Genomic DNA, 19,376 nt, shown 5'->3' with positions numbered 1-19,376 from the left:
TGCGGCGCTCATGCGGCGAGGCTGCCGGCCGCGCGTGCCACGAATTCGTGATGCGGCGGCAGCGTGTTCTTTGCGCGGCCGACCAGGGTGCGGATGTCGGCGAGGAAACCGTCCAGTTGTCCTTCGGTCAGCGCGTCGGCCAGCGGGTGGTGGCGCTGCGGTTCGATGCGCTGGCCCAGCAGCACCTGCAGCCAGCCGGTCTCGGTGAACAGTTCGTCGGCCTCGCGGAAGATCATGCCGGTGCGGCGGAACAGTTCGATGCGGCGTTGCAGTGACGGCGGGATCTCCATCGCGCCGCACTGCTGCCAGAACGGCGTGTCGGTGCGTTCGGTGGCCTTGTAATGCAGGATCAGCAAGTCGCGTACGTGCTCGTACTCGAAACGGGTCTGCCGGTTGTACTCGTCCACCAGTTGCGGGTCGCAGTGGCGGTCGGGGAACATCGCCAGCAGGCGGCTGACGCCGGACTGCACCAGGTGGATGCTGGTCGACTCCAGCGGCTCCATGAAGCCGGCGGCCAGGCCCAGCGCAAGGCAGTTGCGGTTCCACGCCAGCTTGCGCATGCCGGTGACGAAACGCAGCGGGCGCGGCTCGCCCAGCGCCTCGGTCTCCAGGTTCGCCACGAGTTGCGCGGCGGCCTCGTCATCGCTGATGAAGCGGCTGCAGTACACGTGGCCGTTGCCCACGCGGTGGCGCAGCGGGATGCGCCACTGCCAGCCGGCGGTGCGCGCGCTGGCCTGGGTGTACGGGCGCATCGGGCCGCCCGACGCGCTGGCCACGGCCAGCGCGCGGTCGCAGGGCAGCCACTGCTGCCAGTTTTCGTAGCCGGTTTTCAGCGTGCCCTCGATCAGCAGGCCGCGGAAGCCGGAGCAGTCGATGAAGAAGTCGCCTTCGACGATCTCGCCGTTGTCCAGCTGCAGCGATTCGATGAAACCGTCGCCCTCGCGCAGGCGCACGTCCACCACCTTGCCCTCGATGCGCTGCACCGCGCCGGGCGCGATGTGTTCGCGCAGGTACTGGGCGTAGCGCGAGGCGTCGAAGTGGTAGGCGTAGCGGATGCCGCCGAGCGGGCTGTCCGGGACTTTTTCCAGCGGCGCGAAACGGTTCTCGGCGGCCGCCGCGGCGTTGAGCGAGTACGCCCACAGCCCCTGTGCGTCCGCATGGCCGCGTTCCTGCACGGCACGCAGCCAGTAGTGATGGAACGGAGTCAGCCCCAGCGGCAGGCCGAGGTCGCCGAAAGCGTGCAGGTAGGAATCGCCGAGGCGGCCGAAGCCGTTGAGCTGTACGCCCAGTTTGTAGGTGCCGTGCGCGAAGCGCAGCAGCTCGTCCTCGTCGATGCCGAGGAAGCGGTTGATGTGGCGGATCTGCGGAATGGTGGCCTCGCCCACGCCGACGGTGCCGATCTCGGCTGATTCGACCAGGCGGATGGCAACACCCGTGCCGAGCGCCTTGGCGAGCAGCGCCGCCGCCATCCAGCCGGCGGTGCCGCCGCCCACGATCACCAACTGGCGAATGCGCGAGTCGTGCGTGTCATGGTCCATCGGGATGCCGTCCTGGTTGCCGCGCCGCCGTCGTTGCAGCGGCGCGGGTCATGAAAAAAAAGCCCCGCTGAAAAGTACGCAGCGGGGCTTCATGGGGAGGTACGTCAATACGACTTACTGGAACTTGTACGACACGCCGATATCGTAGCGACGGCCGTAACGCTCCCACGTCAGTACCTGGCGGGGGTCGTTGTTCTGGAACGTGATGAACTTCTTGTTGGACAGGTTGGAGCCCTGCACGATGAAGGTCAGGCCCTTCAGGCTGCCGCTGTCGAAGCCGTAGCTGATCTGGGCGTCGTAGCTGCTGCCACCCTGGATGGTCTGCTCGATGCGGGAGGCACTGATGCCCGACACCTCGCCCAGGAAGCTGGAACGGTAGCTGTCGCTGATGCGCGCCTCGAAGCCGCTGTGCTGGTAGTACAGCGTGGCGTTGGCGACCCACTTCGACAGGCCCGGCACGGTGATCGGATCGGGATTGCCGGCGAACACCAGCGAGCTCTTGGTGCGGTTGCCGGTGAGGATCGTGCCGAAGCCGTCGAGTACCGGCGTGACCACGTTGAACGGCAGGTTGAGGGTTACCTGGGCGCCCTTCACGTAGCCATGGCCGTCGTTGGTCGGGCCGGAGACGGTACCCTGGGTGGTGCCCAGCTGGGCCTGCTGCGCCGGCGTCAGGCCGAACGGCAGGAACGAGCTGAAGTCATACAGGTAGGCGGCGTTCGGGTTGATGTAGTCGCTCAGCTTCAGGTAGTAGCCCGACAGCGCGAAGTAGCCACCGCCGCTGCGGCACAGGTCGGAGTTTTTCGCGTCGTTGGAGTTGCACTGGTAGCCGTTGCCGCCGGAGAAGTAGTGCTCGTAGCTGACGTTGTAGTTGTCGGCCATGGTCGGCTTGAGCTTGGCGTTGCCGCCGGACGCGCTGAAGTAGGCCTGGTTGGGGTCGGTCGACGACAGATGCGTGATGTTGCCGCTCACCCCGAGGCTGGCGTTCATCTGGTCCATGCGCGGACGGGCCAGGGTGCGGGCGGCGCTGACGCGCAGGTCGTCATTGTCGGTGAAGCCGAAGATCAGGTTGGCGCTTGGCAGGTACTTGTTGTAGCTGGTACTGCCCACCACCGGCAGCAACGTGATCGCGTTGCCGGTGATCGCGCTGCCCGGCGCCACGCGTTCACCGATGGCGCGCTGCGAGGTGTGCTGTGCCTGCACGCCGAAGTTGCCGCGCAGGCTGACGCCGCCGAGGTAGGTGTCGAGGTTGAACTGCACGAACGGGGTGAACGTCTTCTCGCGCACCTTCCAGTTCGGCGGCATCGACAGCGACGAGCCGAAGGTCGGCACCTGCTGCAGGGTACCGTTGTTGATCAGGTCGAACGGGTTGTAGCAGAGCTGCTGGCTCACGCCCATCCACGCCAGCGGGGAGCACGACGTGCCGCTGAACGGTGCCGTGGTGACTGCGCTGCCACCGCTGATGGTGCCACCGCCCAGGGTCAGGAAGCTCTGGTCGATGTGGTAGGTCTTGTCGCGGGTGCTGTGCGCCACGCCGAACTCCATGCTGGAGAACGGACCGCTGGAGAAGCTGCGTTCCACGCTCAGGCGCAGGTTGGCGAGGTAGTCCACGGTGTGCGGCGCGTTGATGAAGCCGGCCTGCACCACGTCGTTGCCGCCGCCCCAGCCCTGCGGGTCGGTCAGCACCACGCCGTTGGTGTAGTCCAGCGACGGGTTGACGTAGAGCAGCCCGTCGTTGCGCTCGACGAAGCCGAGCGTGTCGGTGGCGCCGTTGGAGGCGAAGCCGGTGCCGGAGTAGCTCTCGAGGTTGATGTCGCGGCGTGTGGCGCGCGAGTAGTTCGCGTCGAGGTCGGCCGTCCAGTTCTCGTTGATGGTGAACTTGTTGTCCCAGTTGAAGTTGTAGACCCGGGCGCTGGTGCTGTTGTAGTCGTTGCGGATCACCGGCTTGACGTTGCCGTAGGTGCCGGCGACGTCCATGCCGTTCTGCACCGTGCTACCCGGCTGCAGCTGCGCGGAGCTCCACCACAGCGGGAACTCCATGCCCTTGGCCTGCTGCACTTCCTTGAAGTTGTCGTAGGTCATGTCGACGGTGCCGGTGTACCACTCGGTCGGCTGCCACTGCACGGTGGCCAGCACGCCGCGGCGCTTCATGGTGTCGGAGATGCCGTAGTTCTTCGCACCGCCGATCACCGCGTTGCCGTTGTTGTCGCTCGGGTAGCCCCACGGCGCCTGGTGCTGGATCTGCGAGGGGTTGGATTCCATGTCCAAGCCCAGGGTGACGCCCAGGGTGTGGTCGGCGAACTGGTTCACCCACACGCCGTTGAGGTTGTAGCCCTTGTCGCTGACGCCGGGGCCGCTGGACAGCTGGGACGCGTCGTTCCAGATGTAGTGGGCATTCAGCGCGGCTTCCGGACCGTTCTTTTCCAGCGGGCGGATGGTGTGCATGTCGACGGTGCCGGCCAGGCCCTGGCCGATCAGCGAGGCCTCCGGGGTCAGGTGCACCACCACGTTGTCGAACCAGCTCGACGGGTACTGGTCGAACTGCACGTCACGGTTGTTGGACGTCGAGACCTGCTGGCCGCCGTTGACCAGCGCGGTGGAGAAGTCCGGGCCCAGGCCGTGGATGGTCAGCACCTGCGGACGACCGCTGACGGTCTGCACGGCCAGGCCGGGCAGGCGGCCGAGGGTGTCGGCGATGGACACGCCGGGCAGCTTGCCGACCTGTTCGGCCGACACCGCCTCGACGATGGTGCTGGAGTTGCGCTTGAGTGCGGTGGAGTTCTCGATGCTGCTGACGAAGCCGTTCACTTCCACGGCCTGCAGCTTCTGCGCCTTGCGCTTGCCGTCGGCGTCCTTGGCGTTCTTGTCCGCCTTGTCGGTCGTTGACGGCTGGGCCTGATCTTGCGTGCTCTGCTGCTGGCTGGCTGACGGTGCAGTCCCGGCATAGGCCGTGGCGCACATGCCAAGGCAAACCGAGGCGATCGCCATTGCCAGCACGTTATGTTTCAGAACCATGTTCCCCTCCCACAAAGGTGTGTCGCCGTCGAATTCGATAATTGGGTTCCCCGCGCTTTCGTCGGCGACGACCGTCGGCAGGTGCGCTGCCGAGGTTTTCGGCGGCGTGATCGCATGGTAGGCCGGCGTTTCCGCAGCGAAGCATTTCCTGCATACGTATTCATGCCGGGTGCCATCGAACGTTTATGGCACTGCAACATGAGGCGTGTAGGAAACGGGCCATGCCAGCGCGAGCCCCGGTGCGGCTTGACATCCACTCGGGACGTATGCACGCGGACGAGGCACCCCGCAGGCGCGGCATGCCGCAGCTGCAGCACGAATGAATACGTATGCACACCCGTGCTGGTGGTGGCGGGGCTACGGCTAAGCTGGCCCGCATTCAACGACGGGCGATGGAACGCGCCCGCATCATGTCGTGGGGAACCGTTCAAATGACCGATGCACCCTGGTGGCGCGGCGCCGTCACCTACCAGATCTATCCGCGCAGTTTCCTGGACACCGATGGCGATGGCGTGGGCGACCTGCCGGGCATCATCGAGCGGCTCGACTACGTGGCCAGCCTCGGCGTGGACGCGATCTGGATTGCGCCGTTCTTCAAGTCGCCGATGGCCGACTTCGGCTATGACATCGCCGACTACCGCGACGTCGACCCGCTGTTCGGTACGCTCGCCGATTTCGACGCGCTGCTGGCGAAGGCGCACAAGCTGGGCCTGAAGGTGATGATCGACCAGGTGCTCAGCCATACCTCGGCCGAGCACGCGTGGTTCCGCGAAAGCCGCGAGAGCCGCGACAATCCGAAGGCCGACTGGTACGTGTGGGCCGACGCGAAGGACGACGGCAGCGCGCCGAACAACTGGCTGTCGCTGTTCGGCGGCAGCGCCTGGCAGTGGGAGCCGCGCCGCGGCCAGTACTACCTGCACAACTTCCTGACCTCGCAGCCGGACCTGAACTTCTACCACCCGGATGTGCGCGCGGCGATCCTCGACAGCGTGCGCTTCTGGCTGGACAAGGGCGTGGACGGCTTCCGCCTGGACGCGATCAACTTCTGCTTCCACGACCGCGAGCTGCGCGACAACCCGCCCAAGCCGAAGGAAAAGCGCACGGGCCGCGGCTTCAGCCCGGACAACCCCTACGCGTTCCAGTACCACTATTACAACAACACCCGGCCGGAGAACCTGGCCTTCCTCGGCGAGCTGCGCGCACTGATGGATCGCTACCCGGGCGCGGCCACGCTGGGCGAGATCTCCTCGGAGGATTCGCTGGCGACGATGGCCGAATACACCCGCCCCGGCCGCCTGCACATGGGCTACAGCTTCGAGCTGCTCACCGACGATTTCAGCGCGGCACACATCCGCGGCACGGTGCAGGCGCTGGAAGCGCAGATGACCGACGGCTGGCCGTGCTGGGCGATCTCCAACCACGACGTCGAGCGCGTGCTGACGCGCTGGGGCCGCGGCCACCCGTCGGCGCCGCTGGCCAACCTGCTCACCGCGATGGTCTGTTCGCTGCGCGGCTCGGTCTGCGTCTACCAGGGCGAGGAACTGGGCCTGACCGAGGCCGTGTTGCCGTACGAGGCGCTGCAGGATCCCTACGGCATCGCGTTCTGGCCGCAGTTCAAGGGCCGCGACGGTTGCCGTACGCCGATGCCGTGGAACGACGCCGATGCGCAGGCCGGCTTCAGCGGCGGCCTGCCGTGGCTGCCGGTGCCGGCGGAGCATCACGCGCTGGCGGTGAGCCGGCAGGAAGCCGACCCGCATTCGGTGCTGAACGGCTTCCGCCGCTTCATGCACTGGCGCCAGTCGCAACCCGCGCTGCGCTGGGGCGACATCGCGTTCATCGACACCGCCGAGCCGGTGCTGGCGTTCACCCGCCACCTGGACGGGCAGACCGTGCTGGTGGTGTTCAACCTGGCTGGCTCCGCCGTCGAGGTCGACCTGCCGGCAGCGCTCGGCACGTCGCAACCGCTGGATGGCCACGGCCTGACGAGCGGCCGTTTCGACGGCGGCCGCTTGCGATTGCCTGGCTACGGCGCATGGTTCGCTGGCGTGGCGTGACGACGATGAGTCGCCGCACGCTCCTGTCGTGGCTGCTGCCCGGCGTGCTGCTGCTTGCCGGTGGCGCGCCCGCCTTCGCTTCGGAGGCCGTCGCCGCCAACGAACCGGTGCAACTGCAGCTCGATGCATCGGCGTTCGCGCCGCAGCGGATCAAGCTGGCCGTCTATCTGCCGCCGGGCTACGCGCAGGCATCCGGCCGCCGCTATCCGGTGCTGTACGCGAATGATGGCCAGGACATGGCAGCGGTGGGCCTGCAAGCGACGCTGGCGCAACTGTATCGGGACAAGGCGATCGAGCCGGTGATCGTGGTGGCGATCCGCATGCTCGACGACCGCGCCAGCGGCTACGGCCTGTCCGATCGCGCCACGGCACGCAGCCTGGTCGGCGGTTCGCGGATCGGCCCGATCGGCACCCGTGCGCAGGACTATTCCGCCTGGGTCGCCACCGCGCTGGTGCCGTACGTGGACGCGCACTACCGCACGCGCCGGTCCGCGCGCGGGCGCACGATACTGGGCTGGTCGCTCGGTGCGTTGAACGCGTTCAACCTGGGCTGGCAGTACCCCGAGGTGTTCGGCCAGGTCGGCGCATTCTCGCCCTCGTTCTGGCTGGCCGCGGATCGCACTAGCGCCACCGCGGTGCAGCACACGCGGCTGGCGCAGGCGATGGTCGATCACGGCCACAAGCGCGCCGGTTTGCGCATGTGGTTCGCGGTGGGTACGGCGGAGGAAACCGATGATCGCGATGGCGACGGTGTCAACGATGCCGTCGACGACGTGCAGGATTTGCTGCAGGGCTATCGCGGCGCCGACGGCTTCCGTGCCCGTGGCCTGAGGCAGCTCGGTTATTCGATCAACCTGGATTACGCGGGACATCCGTCGCGCAGGGCGGATGCCTCGCTGTTCCTGTTGCAGGGTGGCGTGCACAACCAGGCGTCATGGCAGCGGATGCTGCCGCTGTTCCTGCGCTGGGCCTACGGCCGGCACTGACAATGATTCCTCCCCTGCTTGCCCCAGAAGGGACTTCCTTCGGTCGCAGGGGGGAGGTCAGGAGGGGGTTGCTCAGGGTAGCGAAGAAGATCAAGAGCCGACCCCACCCCAACCCTCCCCTGCAAGCAGGGGAGGGAGCACATCGACAGTGTGGCTTACTTGCGGTCGGCGGCGCTGGCGTCGCGGATGCCGCGGAACTCGGAGTCCTTGCTCCAGTCCGGCCACTGGTTGGAGTTCGCCAGGTCGTGGCCGACGGTGTAGAGCAACTGCAGGTCGCGCGCCATGCCGGTGAACGGCCAGCTGGCCTGCCACTCGTCGCCGGGCTGGTGGTAGCGCCTGGCGGTGTAGTCGTCTTCCGCCGCCTTGCCGGCCTTGATGCCACCGTCGACCCAGTCATTGCCGGAGCCGAACGACACCGCCGGCACACCGCGCTTGGCGAACGAGAAATGATCGGAGCGGAAGAAGTAGCCGGCTTCCGGTTTCGGGTCCGCGGTGTAGCTCATGCCGTACTGCTTCGCGTCGGCGATCAGGTCGTCCAGCAGGCCGAGCTTCGCGCTGCCGGAGATGGTGAAGTTGCGCGCCGGGCCGTGCGGGTCGAGCGCGTCCATGTTGATCACGCCCACGGTGGTGGCCAGCGGGTACAGCGGGTTGGCGGCGTAGTACTCGGAGCCGAGCAGGCCCTTCTCCTCGGCGGTGACGTTGAGGAACACCATCGAGCGCTCCGGGCGCGGCCCCTGCGCGAAGGCGCGGCCGAGTTCGATCAGCGCGGCGGTGCCGGTGGCGTTGTCGACGGCGCCGTTGTAGATGCGATCACCCCTGGCGTCGGGCGCACCGACGCCGAGGTGGTCCCAGTGCGCGCTGTAGATCACCGTTTGCTCCGGGTGCTTGCTGCCCTCGATGCGGCCGACGATGTTGTGCGAGGTGATCACGCTCTTGTTGACCTTGAAGCTGGCCGACAGGCTCTCGCCCTTCAGCGTCACCGGCTTGAACGCGCGCGTCTGCGCCTGTTTCTTCAGCGCGTCGAAGTCCAGCCCGGCGTGCTTGAACATCGCCACCGCCAGCTCGCGCTGGATCCACGCTTCCAGCTGCGGATGCGCGGCGGACGGCTGGTCGCGCACGATGTCGAACATCGTGTTGGTGTTGGAATTCTTCACCGTGGCCCAGCCGTACGAGGCCGGTGCGGTCTCGTGCACGATCAGCACGCCCAGCGCGCCCTTGCGCGCGGCTTCCTCGTACTTGTAGGTCCAGCGGCCGTAGTAGGTCATCGCCTTGCCGCCGAAGTCGCCCACGCCGGTCTCGAAATCCGGGTCGTTGATCAGCACCACCGCGATCTTGCCGTGCAGGTCGACGCCCTTGAAGTCGTCCCAGTGCCGCTCCGGCGCCTCGACGCCGTAGCCGACGAACACCAGCGGCGCGTTGGCGATCGCCACCGAGGTGGAGCCGTCCATCGGCGCGCGCACCGCGATCTGCTCGCCCTGGGTCAATGCTTCGTGGCTGTCGCCGAGGGTGAGCGAGAGCTTCGGCACACCGACGATCTCGCTGCGCAGCAGCGGCACCGCCTGGGTCCAGCTGCGCTTGCCGTCCTTGAGGTCGCCGCCGGGCTGCAGGCCCGCGGCCTTCATCTGCGCCACCACGTAGTCGATGGTCTTCGCCTCGGCCGGCGTGGCCGGGCCACGGCCCTCGAACGCGTCCGAGGCCAGCGTCTTCACTTCGGCGGACAGTCGTTCGGTGCTGAAGGTCGGTGTATCGGAGGCCTGCGCCGCGGCGCAGGCAGACATGATCAGGGCGCACAGGAGCAATCGCTTCACGGGCAGTCACCAGTTGCGGGGATGGGTCCGCCGATAGTAGTGAGGTCGGACGCATTGATCCATCCGTGGGTGGCGGGCCACCCGTGGCCGCATCGACCGGATGTTTTTCAACGCCCTTTCAGTCGTTGCGCCAGGCCGGCGGCCGAAGTGATGTCGTTGAATTCGAAAAGGGTTTCGAAAGGTGGCGCGTCGTACCGTACGGTAACCTTCCTGATCTTGCCCGGTTCCCGATGACTGACGTTGCAGAACTGCCGCAAGCCGGGCAGCCACACACCCATATCGTGGCGCGACGCCGGGATGTGTTGCGGCACCGGGCCATCGCGCTGTTCTTTGGCCGGCTGTTTGCGCTCACCGGCAGGCAGCTTTGCGAGCCGGGCCAGTTGCCGACGCGAGGCGTGCATCGCGTCTTGATATGCCGGCCCAATCACCGGCTTGGCAACACCGTGCTGATCAGTCCGTTGCTTGCGGAAGTCGAGGCGCTTTATCCGGGTGCTGAAATCGATCTCGTCAGTGGCGGCGACGCAGCCAGGGACTTGTTCACGAATCGCTTCCAGGTTCGCCGCATATTCAGCCTGCCACGCAAGATGGCGCGGCATCCGTGGCTGACGGTGACCCTGCTTCGGCAGCTGCGGCTGCATTCCTACGATCTGGCCATCGATGCCTGCAACGGTTCGCAATCCGGTCGGCTGCTGCTGGCCATGGTCAGGGCGCGTTTCAAAATCGGCTTCCCGGACGCCGGGGCGAACAGGACGTCGGCATGGCACGACCTGACCTCGCCGGAGCATCTGGCGCATCGAAGTGTTTTTCTGCTGCGCACGGCCTATGCCGGGAGAGTGGATCGGGAGTGTTTCTCGCTCAACCTGCGGCTGTCCGATGGCGAAAAGCAGCAGGCAGGCCAGGCTTTGGCTGCCATTCTCGGTGCATCGCAACAGCCGCCGGCACGACGCCGTGTCGTCGGCATTTTTGCCAACGCCACCGGTGCCAAGCGCTACGGCGAGGGCTGGTGGAAGCAATTTGTCGATGCGCTGCTGACACTGCAACCGGATGTGCTGATCGTCGATGTGGTGGCGGAGCACGGACAGACACAACTTGGCGGGGAATTCGCCTCCTATTACACGCGTGATTTGCGGCGACTGGCCTCGATGATCGCCAACCTGGACGGATTCATCAGCGCGGACTGCGGCGTGATGCACCTGGCCGTCGCCAGCGGCACGCCGACACTGGGCCTGTTCTCGGTCACCAGCTCCACAAAATATGCGCCCTATGGCCACGCCAACAAGGCTGTCGATACCCACGACATGAGCAGCGCCGCTGTCGCGAAGATTGCTTCGGACTGGCTCGACCTGACCGGGTCGTCCGTATCGCCGGCACTGCCCGTAACCGCGGGGCATTCCTGAGCTTTCCAGACCTTCCGCTGCCGCCGGCCGGGCCGCCTGCGCCTCAGTACGTGCCGATCACCTTGCCGCTGCTGGCATCGATCTTCAGCCTGACGCTGTTGCCGGCGGGGTTCCTGGCCCTGGCCTTCCACATGCCGTCCTCGAAGTCCACGTCGTGCACGTGCGTGTAGCCCTGGGTTTCCAGCGCCGCATGCACATCCTGCCTGCTCAGCTGGGACACCTGCTCGTCCGGATACACCTGGCCGGTCTTCGCGTCGATGCGCAGTTCCACCCGATGGCCGTTCGCGCTCCTTGCCTCGGCGTACCACATGCCGTCCTTGAACTTCAGGTCGTGCACCTTGGTGTAGCCCTGTGCGGTGAGCCGGCCCTGTACCAGCGGTTCGGTCATGGCCTGCTGCGCCGCGGCGGTGGTGGAGACTCCCAGCGCCAGCGTTCCCAGCGCCAGGGCAAGGGTCAGTGGAGCGAGCTTGTTGGTCATGGGGAAGTACCTCGTTGCCTGTGGGAAACCCGAGTCTTGAATCGCCCCATCCAACCTGCGGTGAACATGGGGTGCCAGCGGTGGCTGGCGTTCAGGCATGTGACGTACGCGTCAATCCTTTCCGGATGCGATGGCAGCGCCCTCGTGTCCGGCTATAGTGCCAACTGGTCCGGAAACATGGGGTTTCGATGAGCGATCGTGGTCAGGCACCGTTGAGCCGTTCCGGCGAACGATCTTCAGGACCGCAGGGCACCCGGTTTTTTTCCACCGAGGCGTTGCGGCAGTACATCAGCGACGCCGAGGGCGCGATGAATGGCCGGATCAGCGCGCGCGAACCGGTGCTGGAAGGCAGCAGCCCCGGCATCGAAGGACAACGCTTCATCCTTCGCCCGGGCCGGCAGGCGATCGGCCGCCGGGCCGACAACGAGATCGTCATCGACGACCTGAGCGTGTCCGGCAATCACGCCTGGATCACCAACCAGCAAGGTCGCTGCGTCATCGTGAATACGCTGTCCACCAATGGCACCTTCGTGAACGACCAGCGCATCCACGAAGTGGCCTTGCGCCACGGCGACCACATCCGGCTGGGGCAGGCGGAATTCGTGTTCCTGACCCGCGAACGCGACCTGCCGGAGCCCGCATCCCGGCGCTGGATCGGCATCGTCCTGCTGCTTGCCGCGCTGGGCGTGCTGGGTGCGCTGGCGTGGTGGTTGCTCGGGTCGCCGTGAGCGAGAGTCCCATGCCGCAGCAGGTCGGCCGCTACCGCATCGAGGGCGTCCTCGGCGAAGGCGCGATGGCCGTCGTCTATGCCGGTTTCGACCCGGGCATCGAACGCAAGGTGGCGATCAAGTGCCTGCACCGGGAGATTGCCACCGACCCCACCTACCGGCGCCGGTTCCAGGTCGAGGCGCGCGCGGCCGGCCACCTGACCCACCCGCACATCGTCACCATCTTCGACGTCGGCGAGACCGACGACGGCCGTTCGTACATCGCAATGGAGCGGCTCTCGGGCGAGACGCTGGCCAGCGCGGTCGCCCGCGAGGGCTTTCCGCCGCTGCCGGTGATCATCGAGCTGGTCGGGCAGCTTGCCGCGGCGCTCGACTATGCGCATGCGCGAGGCGTGCTGCACCACGACGTCAAGCCCGAGAACATCATGCTGGCCGACGGCTGGAGCTACGCCAAGATCAGCGACTTCGGCATTGCCGAACGGCGCGGCTCGCCGCGCGAGGCCGGCGGGGCGTCCGCGGAAATCGGCGGCACGCCGGCCTACATGGCGCTGGAGCGCCTGCGTGGCGAGCGCACCGACGCGCGCAGCGACCTGTTCTCGCTGGGCGTGGTGCTGTACTGGCTGGTCACCGGCAAGCTGCCGTGGCCGGACATCGGCAACGTACAGCAGCTGATCAAAAAGCGCCTGCGCTCGCCGCGCCCGTCAATCCGCCCGCGCGACCCGGCCACGCCGTCGATCCTGGTCAACATCGTGCGCACCTTGCTGGCGCCGGCGGCGGAGTCGCGCTACCAGCGCGGCGCGGAGGTCATCGACGACCTGCGCCTGGCCGCGCGCGAGTACGAGCGCGAACGCGAAAACCCGCTGGCGACCCGCATCATTTCATTGCGCCTGCGCTGGGCCGGCAGCCTGGGTGCGATCCTGAGCCTGGTGCTGGTGCTGGGGCTGGCCGCGATCTATGCCAAGCAGGGCAGCGCAGTAACCGGCGTGGCGCTGGATTTCGGCAGCTCGATGGGGCGCATGATCGCCAGCGAATCGGCCGAGAACCTGCTGCTCGGCGACCAGGCCGCCACCCGCGCGCTGGTCACCGACGTCTCGCGCAACCGGCAGATCCGCTACCTGGCGATCGCCGACCACGATGGCGGCATCATCGCCAGTACGCAGGCGCAGGAGGTCGGCCACAGGCTGTCCGCCCCGGATGGCACGGAGTACCTGCCGCGCCCGGATGACATCCAGAGCTATCTCAGCCGCACCGCGGGCGACCGCGAGCAGGGCGGCATGCTGCTGTTCGACGTGCCGATCCAGTACCAGGCCAAGACGGTGGGCGAGCTGCGCCTGGGCATCAGCAACGCGGCCCTGCGCGCGGCGCAGCGGACCACGCTGTGGGTGATCGTCAGCGTGCTGGTGCTGACCCTGGTGGCGGTCGTCGGCGCGGCTTTCTGGCTGTTCCGCCGGCCGCTCAACACGCTGAACCTGCTGGGCGATGCGATGCTGCGGGTGGCGCGTGGCGACTTTCGCCATCGCATCCGGCTGGCCCGTCGCGACGAGCTAGGTCGCCTGTTCGCCGCGTTCAACCTGATGAACGGCGCGTTGCAGGCCCGGCAGCACCGGTCCGGGGCGCCCACGCCGGCCGCCGCCGGCGAGGACGTCTCGCGGCCGACGCGGATCATGGCGACGGCCGGGGATGACGGCGCCGCCGAGTCCTGAGTCGTGGCTCAGTACTGCTTGAGCCGCTGCTGGAGCTCGCGGGCGCGGGTGCGGTAGACGATCGCCGGCTCATAGTCCGGCGCGATCGCCAGGATCCGGTCCCACAACGCGATGGCCTGGTCCAGCTGCTGGTCGCGGTACAGCACGATCGCGCGCTCGTGATACGAGTCGAGCAGCTGCTTCCGCAGCGCGGCTGCGCCGGCTCCGGCTGGCTTCAGCTGCGGATCGATGGTCAGTGCCTGGTCGAGACGGGCCAGTGCCTGGTCCTTGTGCCCCTGGCCGAGCAGGGACACGCTCTCGTCCTGCAACCGCCGCGCCGTCGTCGCCGGCGATTCGGCGCCACGCACGATCGCTGTCGGCATCGTCGTGGCAGCCGGCGCCGCGGCTGCGGAATCGCTGGCAGCAGACAGCGGCATGTGCAGCGTCTCGCCGACGCGCAGCCGCGACGGGTTGGTCGAGCCGTTGTAGCGGGCCAGGATCAGGAACTGGTTCGGGTCGCCGAGATAACGCTCGGCCAGGGTGCTGTAGGAATCGCCCGGCTGCACGACATGCGCGCGCCAGCGCTCGCCCAGCACCTGCTGCGGATCGGCGGTGAGCTGGCGCAGCATGGCCGGCGCGGCGCGGTCGCCCGGGTGCCGCTCCAGATACTGTCGCAGGGCCTTTTCGCCTTCGGCGTAGTGACCGGACTGGAGCCGACTGCCGATCGCGGCCAGCGTGGGCTCCCTGGAGGCACTTGCCGGTGATGGCGACGATGGAGTGACCACCACCGAGGAATGCCTGTCGCGCAGCGGGGTGCAGCCGCCTGCCCCCAGCGTGGTCAGGGCCAGCGCCATCAGCAGCACCCGTGTCCGCCACTGCCGGTTGGCAGCATCTGGCGGCAGGGCGCGGGTGTCGGTCGGCATGCTCATCATGTCTCGGTCCCTGGTCAGCATTCGTCTACGCCTTCCGCGTCCGTCGGGGTTTCGCCTGCGCCGCCGCAATCAGCTGCTGCAGGTAGGCAATGCCTTCCTCCTCCGGGAAGAACGCCACCACATCCGCCACGCTCAGTTCGTGCCGCTTGCGCAGCGCCAGGAACTCCTCCCGCGCCATCGCCAGCCGCTGCGCCGCCGCAGCCTTCTTGCCGAGCGGCTTGGCCGGCTGCTGTTGCTCGACCTTGCGTTCGAGCCTGGCGAGCTCTTCCTGGAACTGGCGGAAATCGTATTTCGGGGAGGTCATGGCATTGGCGAGACATCGATGGGTGGCCGATTCTCGCACGTGGCCCGCATGCGACGGTGAGTGATGCACGACGGGCCGCATGCAGCGATGTGTGCGGCCCGTTGCGTGTGTGGGGGTGAGGTGAAGTGAAGAGGGTCGCCGAGCATCGACCTACACCGGCGCCAGCAGCACGCGCGGCACGCACGAGCAACACCAACAGCACGCCCGATCCGCTGCCCAGCGCCCGCACCAGAATTTCAGAATTTCCAGCGGTGGGTAGGGACGGTCGAGAGTTGAAATGAACGCGCACCGGGACCGTTCGGGCACCTTTTTTCACGCGTCCCCAATTGAAATTTTTCGGAGGCATCCATGCCGCGCCAGCGCAAAGCAACGAACGTCCTGGAACTGAGCGGGGCGTTTGCCAAGAATCCGAACCGTCGCCGCGTCGATCCCGTGCCACACGGTCCGATCGGCAAGGCACCGAAACAAGGGCTGATCACCTTCGCGAAGGCGTGGGCCATGATCGTCGCGCAGTGCCCCGACGGCGTGCTCGCCGACCGGGATCGCGTTTGGGTAGAAGTGGCCTCCTCCCTGTTCGTCCAGTTCAGGGCCGACCCGGCGAACATGCACCCCGCCAAGCTGTCGCGCTTGACGGCCATGCTTTCGTCGCTGGGCATGTCCCCGGCCGACGCGTCGCGTGTCGTGGCGAAGCCGGTGGAAAAGGCCAATCCCTTCGCCGAGTGACGGGGATTGGCGGGCGCCTGCACGCCGTCGTGCCGCCCGCCGCTGCACGCTTGGCAGCTACGCTACACTGAGGCGGGAGGGGGAAATGAATCTGACGCCTGAAGACCAAGCTGTTGAGGATGCCGCTCTTGATTTCGTGAGCCAAAATCGTCGACGGATTGCTAGGCAGTTGACGGACCTTGCGATCTATCCCGCAGAGAGGGATCCCGTAGCGGTCTTTATGGCCGGCTCGCCCGGTGCAGGGAAAACTGAGGCTTCGCAAGCTCTCATCGAAAAACTGGGCGGGCCCGTTTTAAGGATCGATCCGGATGACTACCGCAAGCTCATACCCGGGTACACCGGCAAAAACTCAAACCTCTTCCAGAGAGCTGTCGGCAAGATTGTCGAGAAGGTTCTAGACGAAGCGTTTGGAAATAGGCAAAGCTTCATCCTTGACGGAACGTTGTCGAACTACGAAGTGGCGTTCAGAAACGTAAGCCGGGCTCTGACGAAGGGCAGGGTGGTTCAGATTTTGTATGTTTTTCAGGAACCTTGCCAAGCTTGGCGGTTCGTAAAGGATCGAGAGGCGTTAGACGGACGTAGCATTCCTGTAGGCGTGTTCATCGGTCAATACTTCGCGGCCCGAGATGTGGTAAACAGGTTGAAAGAGGAACTTGGAAGTAAGATAAAGGTCGATCTCATCATCAAGAACCTTGACGGTGGCAATCGAGTCTACGAAGGCAACATTCAAGCTATTGACGGTTACGTTAAAGAGACCTATGATGTTCGGTCCCTAAGCGATGCGCTAGGGATACTCAATGGGAGCTAGCATGTTCTTCGGAAATAAGAAGCTTGCGTCGACCCCCTTATCCGATTTCATTCGGAACGCTTCCTCGGCGGACAAGAAGCGTGTTTACAAGGAAGTGATCGAGAAATCGACGCAGGAACAGAGAAAGTTGATCGATACCGTGCGTAGCACTCAGCGGCGGCTTGTTCACGCCGGCTGACGCGGTGTGATGCGATTGTGTGGATGAAAGCCCCGTCTAAGAGCGGGGTTTTTTGTTGCCTGTGCTACAGCCTTACATAGGGCTTACACAAGAAAAAGCCCGCTGAGTGAGAGCGGGCTAAGTCTTTGTTTTCATGGTGGCCGGGGACGGAATCGAACCGCCGACACGGGGATTTTCAATCCCCTGCTCTACCAACTGAGCTACCCGGCCGGGAACCTGGCGATCAGGGGCTGCCGCGAAGCTTGCCGATGATGCGTGGAGCCGCGCATTAGACCGAATGCACGGCTTTTCGTCAAGACTCCAGGTCGGGCGGAGTGAATCCGGCGGCCTGGTCGACGTCGCCGCCGAACAGGAATTTCTCCATCTGTTCGCCGAGGTACTTGCGTGCTTTCGGGTCGAGCGGGTTGAGCCGGTATTCGTTGATCAGTGTGGTCTGGTGGGCCAGCCATTGCTGCCAGGCAGCTCTGGAAACCTCGGCGTAGATGCGCTGGCCCAGTGGGCCGGGCCAGGGGGCGAAGTCGAGGCCTTCGGCGTCGATGCCGAGCTTGGCGCAGTGGACGGTACGGCTCATGGTTCGAATCCTGATGGGACCACAATAATGGAGGCAGCTTGCCGTTCTGCTCAGGTGCTGTCGTTGATCTGCAGCAGGAGGCTGCGCACCGGTGCGGGCAGGCCGAGTGCGCCGAGTTCGCCGGCGCTGCACCAGCGCAGATGCGGATTATCGGCGATGCCGCCGCGTGCTGTCGCGCGGTCGAACAGCAGCGGCTCGATGTCGAGCCGGTAATGGCTGAACACGTGGGTGAACGGGGCAAGCGCCTGCGCGTCGTCGATCTGCGCGTGCTGCTGCGCGAGGCGCCAGGCGCTGCCCGGGTCGCCCGCTTCGGGCAGGCTCCACAGGCCGGACCACACGCCTTGCGGACCGCGCCGTTCCAGCAGCACGCGTCGATCATGGTCGCGCAGGATCAGCATCACGGTGGCGCGGGTGGGAATGGATCTGGTTGGCTTGCGGCTGGGCAGCTGCGCGGTGAGGTCGTCGCGATGGGCGATGCAGCCGGTGGCCAGCGGGCAGTCCCCGCAGCGTGGGCGCGAGCGCGTGCACAGCGTCGCGCCGAGATCCATGATCGCCTGGGTGTAGTCGGCGACGCGAGTTTTCGGCGTGTGCGTCTCGGCGTGTTGCCACAGCTGTTTTTCTACCGCGCTTTCGCCGGGGTGGCCGTGGATGCCGTGGTAGCGGGTCAGCACGCGCTTGACGTTGCCGTCGAGGATGGGAAAGCGCAGGCCGTGCGCCTGCGCCAGGATCGCGCCGGCGGTAGAACGGCCGATGCCGGGCAGTGCGCTCAATGCCGCGAAGTCGCGCGGCAGTTCGCCGCCGTGCCGTTCCACGCAGAGCTGCGCGGCGCGATGCAGGAAGCGCGCGCGACGGTAGTAGCCGAGGCCGGACCACAGCGCCAGCACGGTGTCCTCGTCGGCGGCGGCGAGCGCGCGCAGGGTGGGCAGCGCACGGACGAAGCGCTCGAAATAGCCGACCACGGTGGCGACCTGGGTCTGCTGCAGCATCACCTCGGACAGCCATACGCGGTAGGCGTCGCGCCGGCCGTCGTTGAGCGTGCGCTGCCAGGGCAGGTCCTTGCGGCCGTGCTGGTCGAACCAGCGCAGCAGGCGGGTCGCCAGGGCTGCGCTCATGGCTGTTTCTTGCCGGCGGGTTTCGCTGGCGCGGCTGCCGTCCCGGCCGGCGCGGGCACGGCATCGCCGGTGCTGATGGTGAGGCCTTCGATGCTGATGCCAGCGGCGTCGAGCTTCGCGATTTCCGCGTGGCCGCTGCCCGGCGGCACGCTCAATTGCGGCCCTTGCGGATTGCCCAGCTGGTTCCACCAGTGCGCCAGCGCCAGCGGCGGCAGGCGCAGGTCGGCGTGGTTGGCGGGGCCGTCGAGTTTCAGCGCGAGCAGCAGCGGGTTGTTCTGGTCGGCAGGGGTCAGCAGCAGCGAGATGTCGTACTGGCCGGCACTGGCCTGGTCGAGCTTGCCGGCAAGGCTGGCGGCGGCGTCGGCGGCGCCGTGCCAGCGCGCATTGCCGGTGAGCGCGAGCGTCATCGCGCTGCCCTGCGACAGGTGCAGGGTGATGTTGTTCAACTGCAGTGCATTGCCTTCGATGCGCGGCGTGGCGGACAGCCGCAGTTGCAGCGGCGTGCCGGTGGCGGTGACGGCGGACAGGCGCAGCGGGAACGGCTGGCCGGAAATCAGGCTGCCGGCTTCGAGCGAGACGTTGCCGAGCAGCACCTGGTTGCCACGCACCACGCTGCCGTGGCTGATGCTGACACCGGTGTCGATGCGCGGGATGTTCGGCGGCGCGCCCGCGGGCTGCGCGGGCAGGGCGGCGAGCCACTCCTGCAGCGCGTCGAGGTCGACCCGCGGCGATTCGATCTGCAGTTGCGAAATCACCGTGGGACCGCCGAGCACGGTATGCCACGGCAACGCCAGCTGGCCGTGCGCGGCCAGCAGGATCGGCGCGCTGGCGCCTGCGGCGTTGAGCGTGATGCCGTCCAGGTCCAGCGCCGGCCGCGGGAACAGGGTCGGGCTGGCCGGGCTGGCCAGGTTCAGTTCGAGCCCGGCGCTGCGTGCCTGGGTCTGCAGCATGCGGGTGAAGCGCTCCGGCTGCAGCAGCAGGTAGACGGCGATCACCGCGGCAAGCACCACCGTCAGCACGAAGCTGCCAAGTGCCAGCAGGGTCAGCCGCAGTCGGCGCGACATG

16 protein-coding genes and 1 tRNA gene are annotated in these 19,376 nt (G+C 66.6%); 7 read left to right on the top strand and 10 right to left on the bottom strand.

All coding sequences use genetic code 11. The features are described 5' to 3' along the window. Positions 1–8 precede the first annotated feature (8 nt). Positions 9–1,538, bottom strand: a complete 1,530-nt coding sequence (locus IMW82_RS07095; RefSeq protein WP_211004103.1) for a tryptophan halogenase family protein — start codon at positions 1,536–1,538, stop codon at positions 9–11. 114 nt (positions 1,539–1,652) lie between these two features. Further along, positions 1,653–4,550, bottom strand: a complete 2,898-nt coding sequence (locus IMW82_RS07090) for a TonB-dependent receptor (protein WP_108470774.1) — start codon at positions 4,548–4,550, stop codon at positions 1,653–1,655. A gap of 431 nt (positions 4,551–4,981) precedes the next feature. Here IMW82_RS07090 and IMW82_RS07085 point away from each other — a divergent pair, with 431 nt between their 5' ends. Both IMW82_RS07085 and IMW82_RS07080 read left to right on the top strand, forming a co-directional pair. Continuing rightward, a complete protein-coding gene (locus IMW82_RS07085; RefSeq protein WP_211004102.1) occupies positions 4,982–6,604 on the top strand; it encodes an alpha-glucosidase family protein in 1,623 nt (540 codons plus the stop codon). Further along, positions 6,583–7,590, top strand: coding sequence for an alpha/beta hydrolase-fold protein (locus IMW82_RS07080; RefSeq protein WP_199909803.1), 1,008 nt, complete (start codon positions 6,583–6,585; stop codon positions 7,588–7,590). The genes IMW82_RS07085 and IMW82_RS07080 overlap by 22 nt, the downstream gene beginning before the upstream one ends. Before the next feature lie 155 nt (positions 7,591–7,745). On the opposite strand, the gene IMW82_RS07075 is transcribed toward IMW82_RS07080, so the two are convergent. Beyond that, a complete protein-coding gene (locus IMW82_RS07075) occupies positions 7,746–9,398 on the bottom strand; it encodes a M28 family metallopeptidase (RefSeq protein WP_108470772.1) in 1,653 nt (550 codons plus the stop codon). 83 nt (positions 9,399–9,481) lie between these two features. Between IMW82_RS07075 and IMW82_RS07070 the strand changes: the two genes are divergently transcribed. Beyond that, positions 9,482–10,795, top strand: a complete 1,314-nt coding sequence (locus tag IMW82_RS07070; protein ID WP_234411266.1) for a glycosyltransferase family 9 protein — start codon at positions 9,482–9,484, stop codon at positions 10,793–10,795. Positions 10,796–10,838: 43 nt separating this feature from the next. On the opposite strand, the gene IMW82_RS07065 is transcribed toward IMW82_RS07070, so the two are convergent. Next, positions 10,839–11,273 (bottom strand): PepSY domain-containing protein, encoded by a 435-nt coding sequence (locus IMW82_RS07065; protein WP_108470770.1) that lies wholly within the window; start codon positions 11,271–11,273, stop codon positions 10,839–10,841. A 188-nt stretch (positions 11,274–11,461) separates the two neighbouring features. Here IMW82_RS07065 and IMW82_RS07060 point away from each other — a divergent pair, with 188 nt between their 5' ends. Both IMW82_RS07060 and IMW82_RS07055 read left to right on the top strand, forming a co-directional pair. Continuing rightward, entirely contained in the window at positions 11,462–12,001 is a 540-nt protein-coding gene (locus IMW82_RS07060; protein ID WP_234411265.1) for an FHA domain-containing protein, read from the top strand. An 11-nt stretch (positions 12,002–12,012) separates the two neighbouring features. Further along, on the top strand, positions 12,013–13,704 hold the full coding sequence (locus IMW82_RS07055) for a protein kinase (RefSeq protein WP_211200096.1): 1,692 nt from the start codon (positions 12,013–12,015) through the stop codon (positions 13,702–13,704). Between the two features lie 8 nt (positions 13,705–13,712). Here IMW82_RS07055 and IMW82_RS07050 read toward each other — a convergent pair whose 3' ends face one another. Then, positions 13,713–14,615, bottom strand: a complete 903-nt coding sequence (locus IMW82_RS07050) for a LysM domain-containing protein (RefSeq protein WP_159082160.1) — start codon at positions 14,613–14,615, stop codon at positions 13,713–13,715. A gap of 25 nt (positions 14,616–14,640) precedes the next feature. Continuing rightward, positions 14,641–14,919 (bottom strand): hypothetical protein, encoded by a 279-nt coding sequence (locus IMW82_RS07045; protein ID WP_108470767.1) that lies wholly within the window; start codon positions 14,917–14,919, stop codon positions 14,641–14,643. Positions 14,920–15,267: 348 nt separating this feature from the next. Between IMW82_RS07045 and IMW82_RS07040 the strand changes: the two genes are divergently transcribed. Together IMW82_RS07040 and IMW82_RS07035 are read left to right on the top strand one after the other, a co-directional pair. Next, positions 15,268–15,642, top strand: a complete 375-nt coding sequence (locus IMW82_RS07040; protein ID WP_108470766.1) for a terminase — start codon at positions 15,268–15,270, stop codon at positions 15,640–15,642. Positions 15,643–15,727: 85 nt separating this feature from the next. Beyond that, positions 15,728–16,450 carry a zeta toxin family protein gene (locus IMW82_RS07035; protein ID WP_199909802.1) on the top strand — a complete coding sequence of 241 codons (723 nt, stop codon included), beginning with the start codon at positions 15,728–15,730 and terminating at the stop codon, positions 16,448–16,450. A 312-nt stretch (positions 16,451–16,762) separates the two neighbouring features. On the opposite strand, the gene IMW82_RS07030 is transcribed toward IMW82_RS07035, so the two are convergent. From IMW82_RS07030 to IMW82_RS07015, 4 genes are all read right to left on the bottom strand, one after another. After that, a tRNA-Phe gene (locus tag IMW82_RS07030) sits at positions 16,763–16,838 on the bottom strand. An 82-nt stretch (positions 16,839–16,920) separates the two neighbouring features. Next, positions 16,921–17,199 (bottom strand): oxidative damage protection protein, encoded by a 279-nt coding sequence (locus IMW82_RS07025; RefSeq protein WP_108470765.1) that lies wholly within the window; start codon positions 17,197–17,199, stop codon positions 16,921–16,923. A 50-nt stretch (positions 17,200–17,249) separates the two neighbouring features. After that, positions 17,250–18,311 carry an A/G-specific adenine glycosylase gene (gene mutY, locus IMW82_RS07020; protein ID WP_211004101.1) on the bottom strand — a complete coding sequence of 354 codons (1,062 nt, stop codon included), beginning with the start codon at positions 18,309–18,311 and terminating at the stop codon, positions 17,250–17,252. Continuing rightward, positions 18,308–19,375: an AsmA family protein gene (locus IMW82_RS07015; RefSeq protein WP_211004100.1), complete on the bottom strand. Its 1,068-nt coding sequence runs from the start codon at positions 19,373–19,375 to the stop codon at positions 18,308–18,310. The genes mutY and IMW82_RS07015 overlap by 4 nt, the downstream gene beginning before the upstream one ends. Between the last annotated feature and the right edge of the window lies 1 nt (position 19,376).

The sequence above is a fragment of the Rhodanobacter sp. B2A1Ga4 genome, from assembly GCF_018101315.1.
Lineage (GTDB): Bacteria > Pseudomonadota > Gammaproteobacteria > Xanthomonadales > Rhodanobacteraceae > Rhodanobacter > Rhodanobacter thiooxydans_A.
Note: the sequence above shows the minus strand (reverse complement) of the source record. Positions and strands in the feature narration are given on the sequence as shown.

Bases quoted from the DNA above. Each gene is read 5' to 3' on its own strand.
- IMW82_RS07095 (WP_211004103.1), bottom strand. From the start codon at position 1,538: ATGGACCATGACACGCACGACTCGCGCATTCGCCAGTTGGTGATCGTG.
- IMW82_RS07090 (WP_108470774.1), bottom strand. From the start codon at position 4,550: ATGGTTCTGAAACATAACGTGCTGGCAATGGCGATCGCCTCGGTTTGC.
- IMW82_RS07085 (WP_211004102.1), top strand. From the start codon at position 4,982: ATGACCGATGCACCCTGGTGGCGCGGCGCCGTCACCTACCAGATCTAT.
- IMW82_RS07080 (WP_199909803.1), top strand. From the start codon at position 6,583: ATGGTTCGCTGGCGTGGCGTGACGACGATGAGTCGCCGCACGCTCCTG.
- IMW82_RS07065 (WP_108470770.1), bottom strand. From the start codon at position 11,273: ATGACCAACAAGCTCGCTCCACTGACCCTTGCCCTGGCGCTGGGAACG.
- IMW82_RS07060 (WP_234411265.1), top strand. From the start codon at position 11,462: ATGAGCGATCGTGGTCAGGCACCGTTGAGCCGTTCCGGCGAACGATCT.
- IMW82_RS07055 (WP_211200096.1), top strand. From the start codon at position 12,013: ATGCCGCAGCAGGTCGGCCGCTACCGCATCGAGGGCGTCCTCGGCGAA.
- IMW82_RS07050 (WP_159082160.1), bottom strand. From the start codon at position 14,615: ATGATGAGCATGCCGACCGACACCCGCGCCCTGCCGCCAGATGCTGCC.
- IMW82_RS07045 (WP_108470767.1), bottom strand. From the start codon at position 14,919: ATGACCTCCCCGAAATACGATTTCCGCCAGTTCCAGGAAGAGCTCGCC.
- IMW82_RS07040 (WP_108470766.1), top strand. From the start codon at position 15,268: ATGCCGCGCCAGCGCAAAGCAACGAACGTCCTGGAACTGAGCGGGGCG.
- IMW82_RS07035 (WP_199909802.1), top strand. From the start codon at position 15,728: ATGAATCTGACGCCTGAAGACCAAGCTGTTGAGGATGCCGCTCTTGAT.
- IMW82_RS07025 (WP_108470765.1), bottom strand. From the start codon at position 17,199: ATGAGCCGTACCGTCCACTGCGCCAAGCTCGGCATCGACGCCGAAGGC.
- mutY (WP_211004101.1), bottom strand. From the start codon at position 18,311: ATGAGCGCAGCCCTGGCGACCCGCCTGCTGCGCTGGTTCGACCAGCAC.
- IMW82_RS07015 (WP_211004100.1), bottom strand. From the start codon at position 19,375: ATGTCGCGCCGACTGCGGCTGACCCTGCTGGCACTTGGCAGCTTCGTG.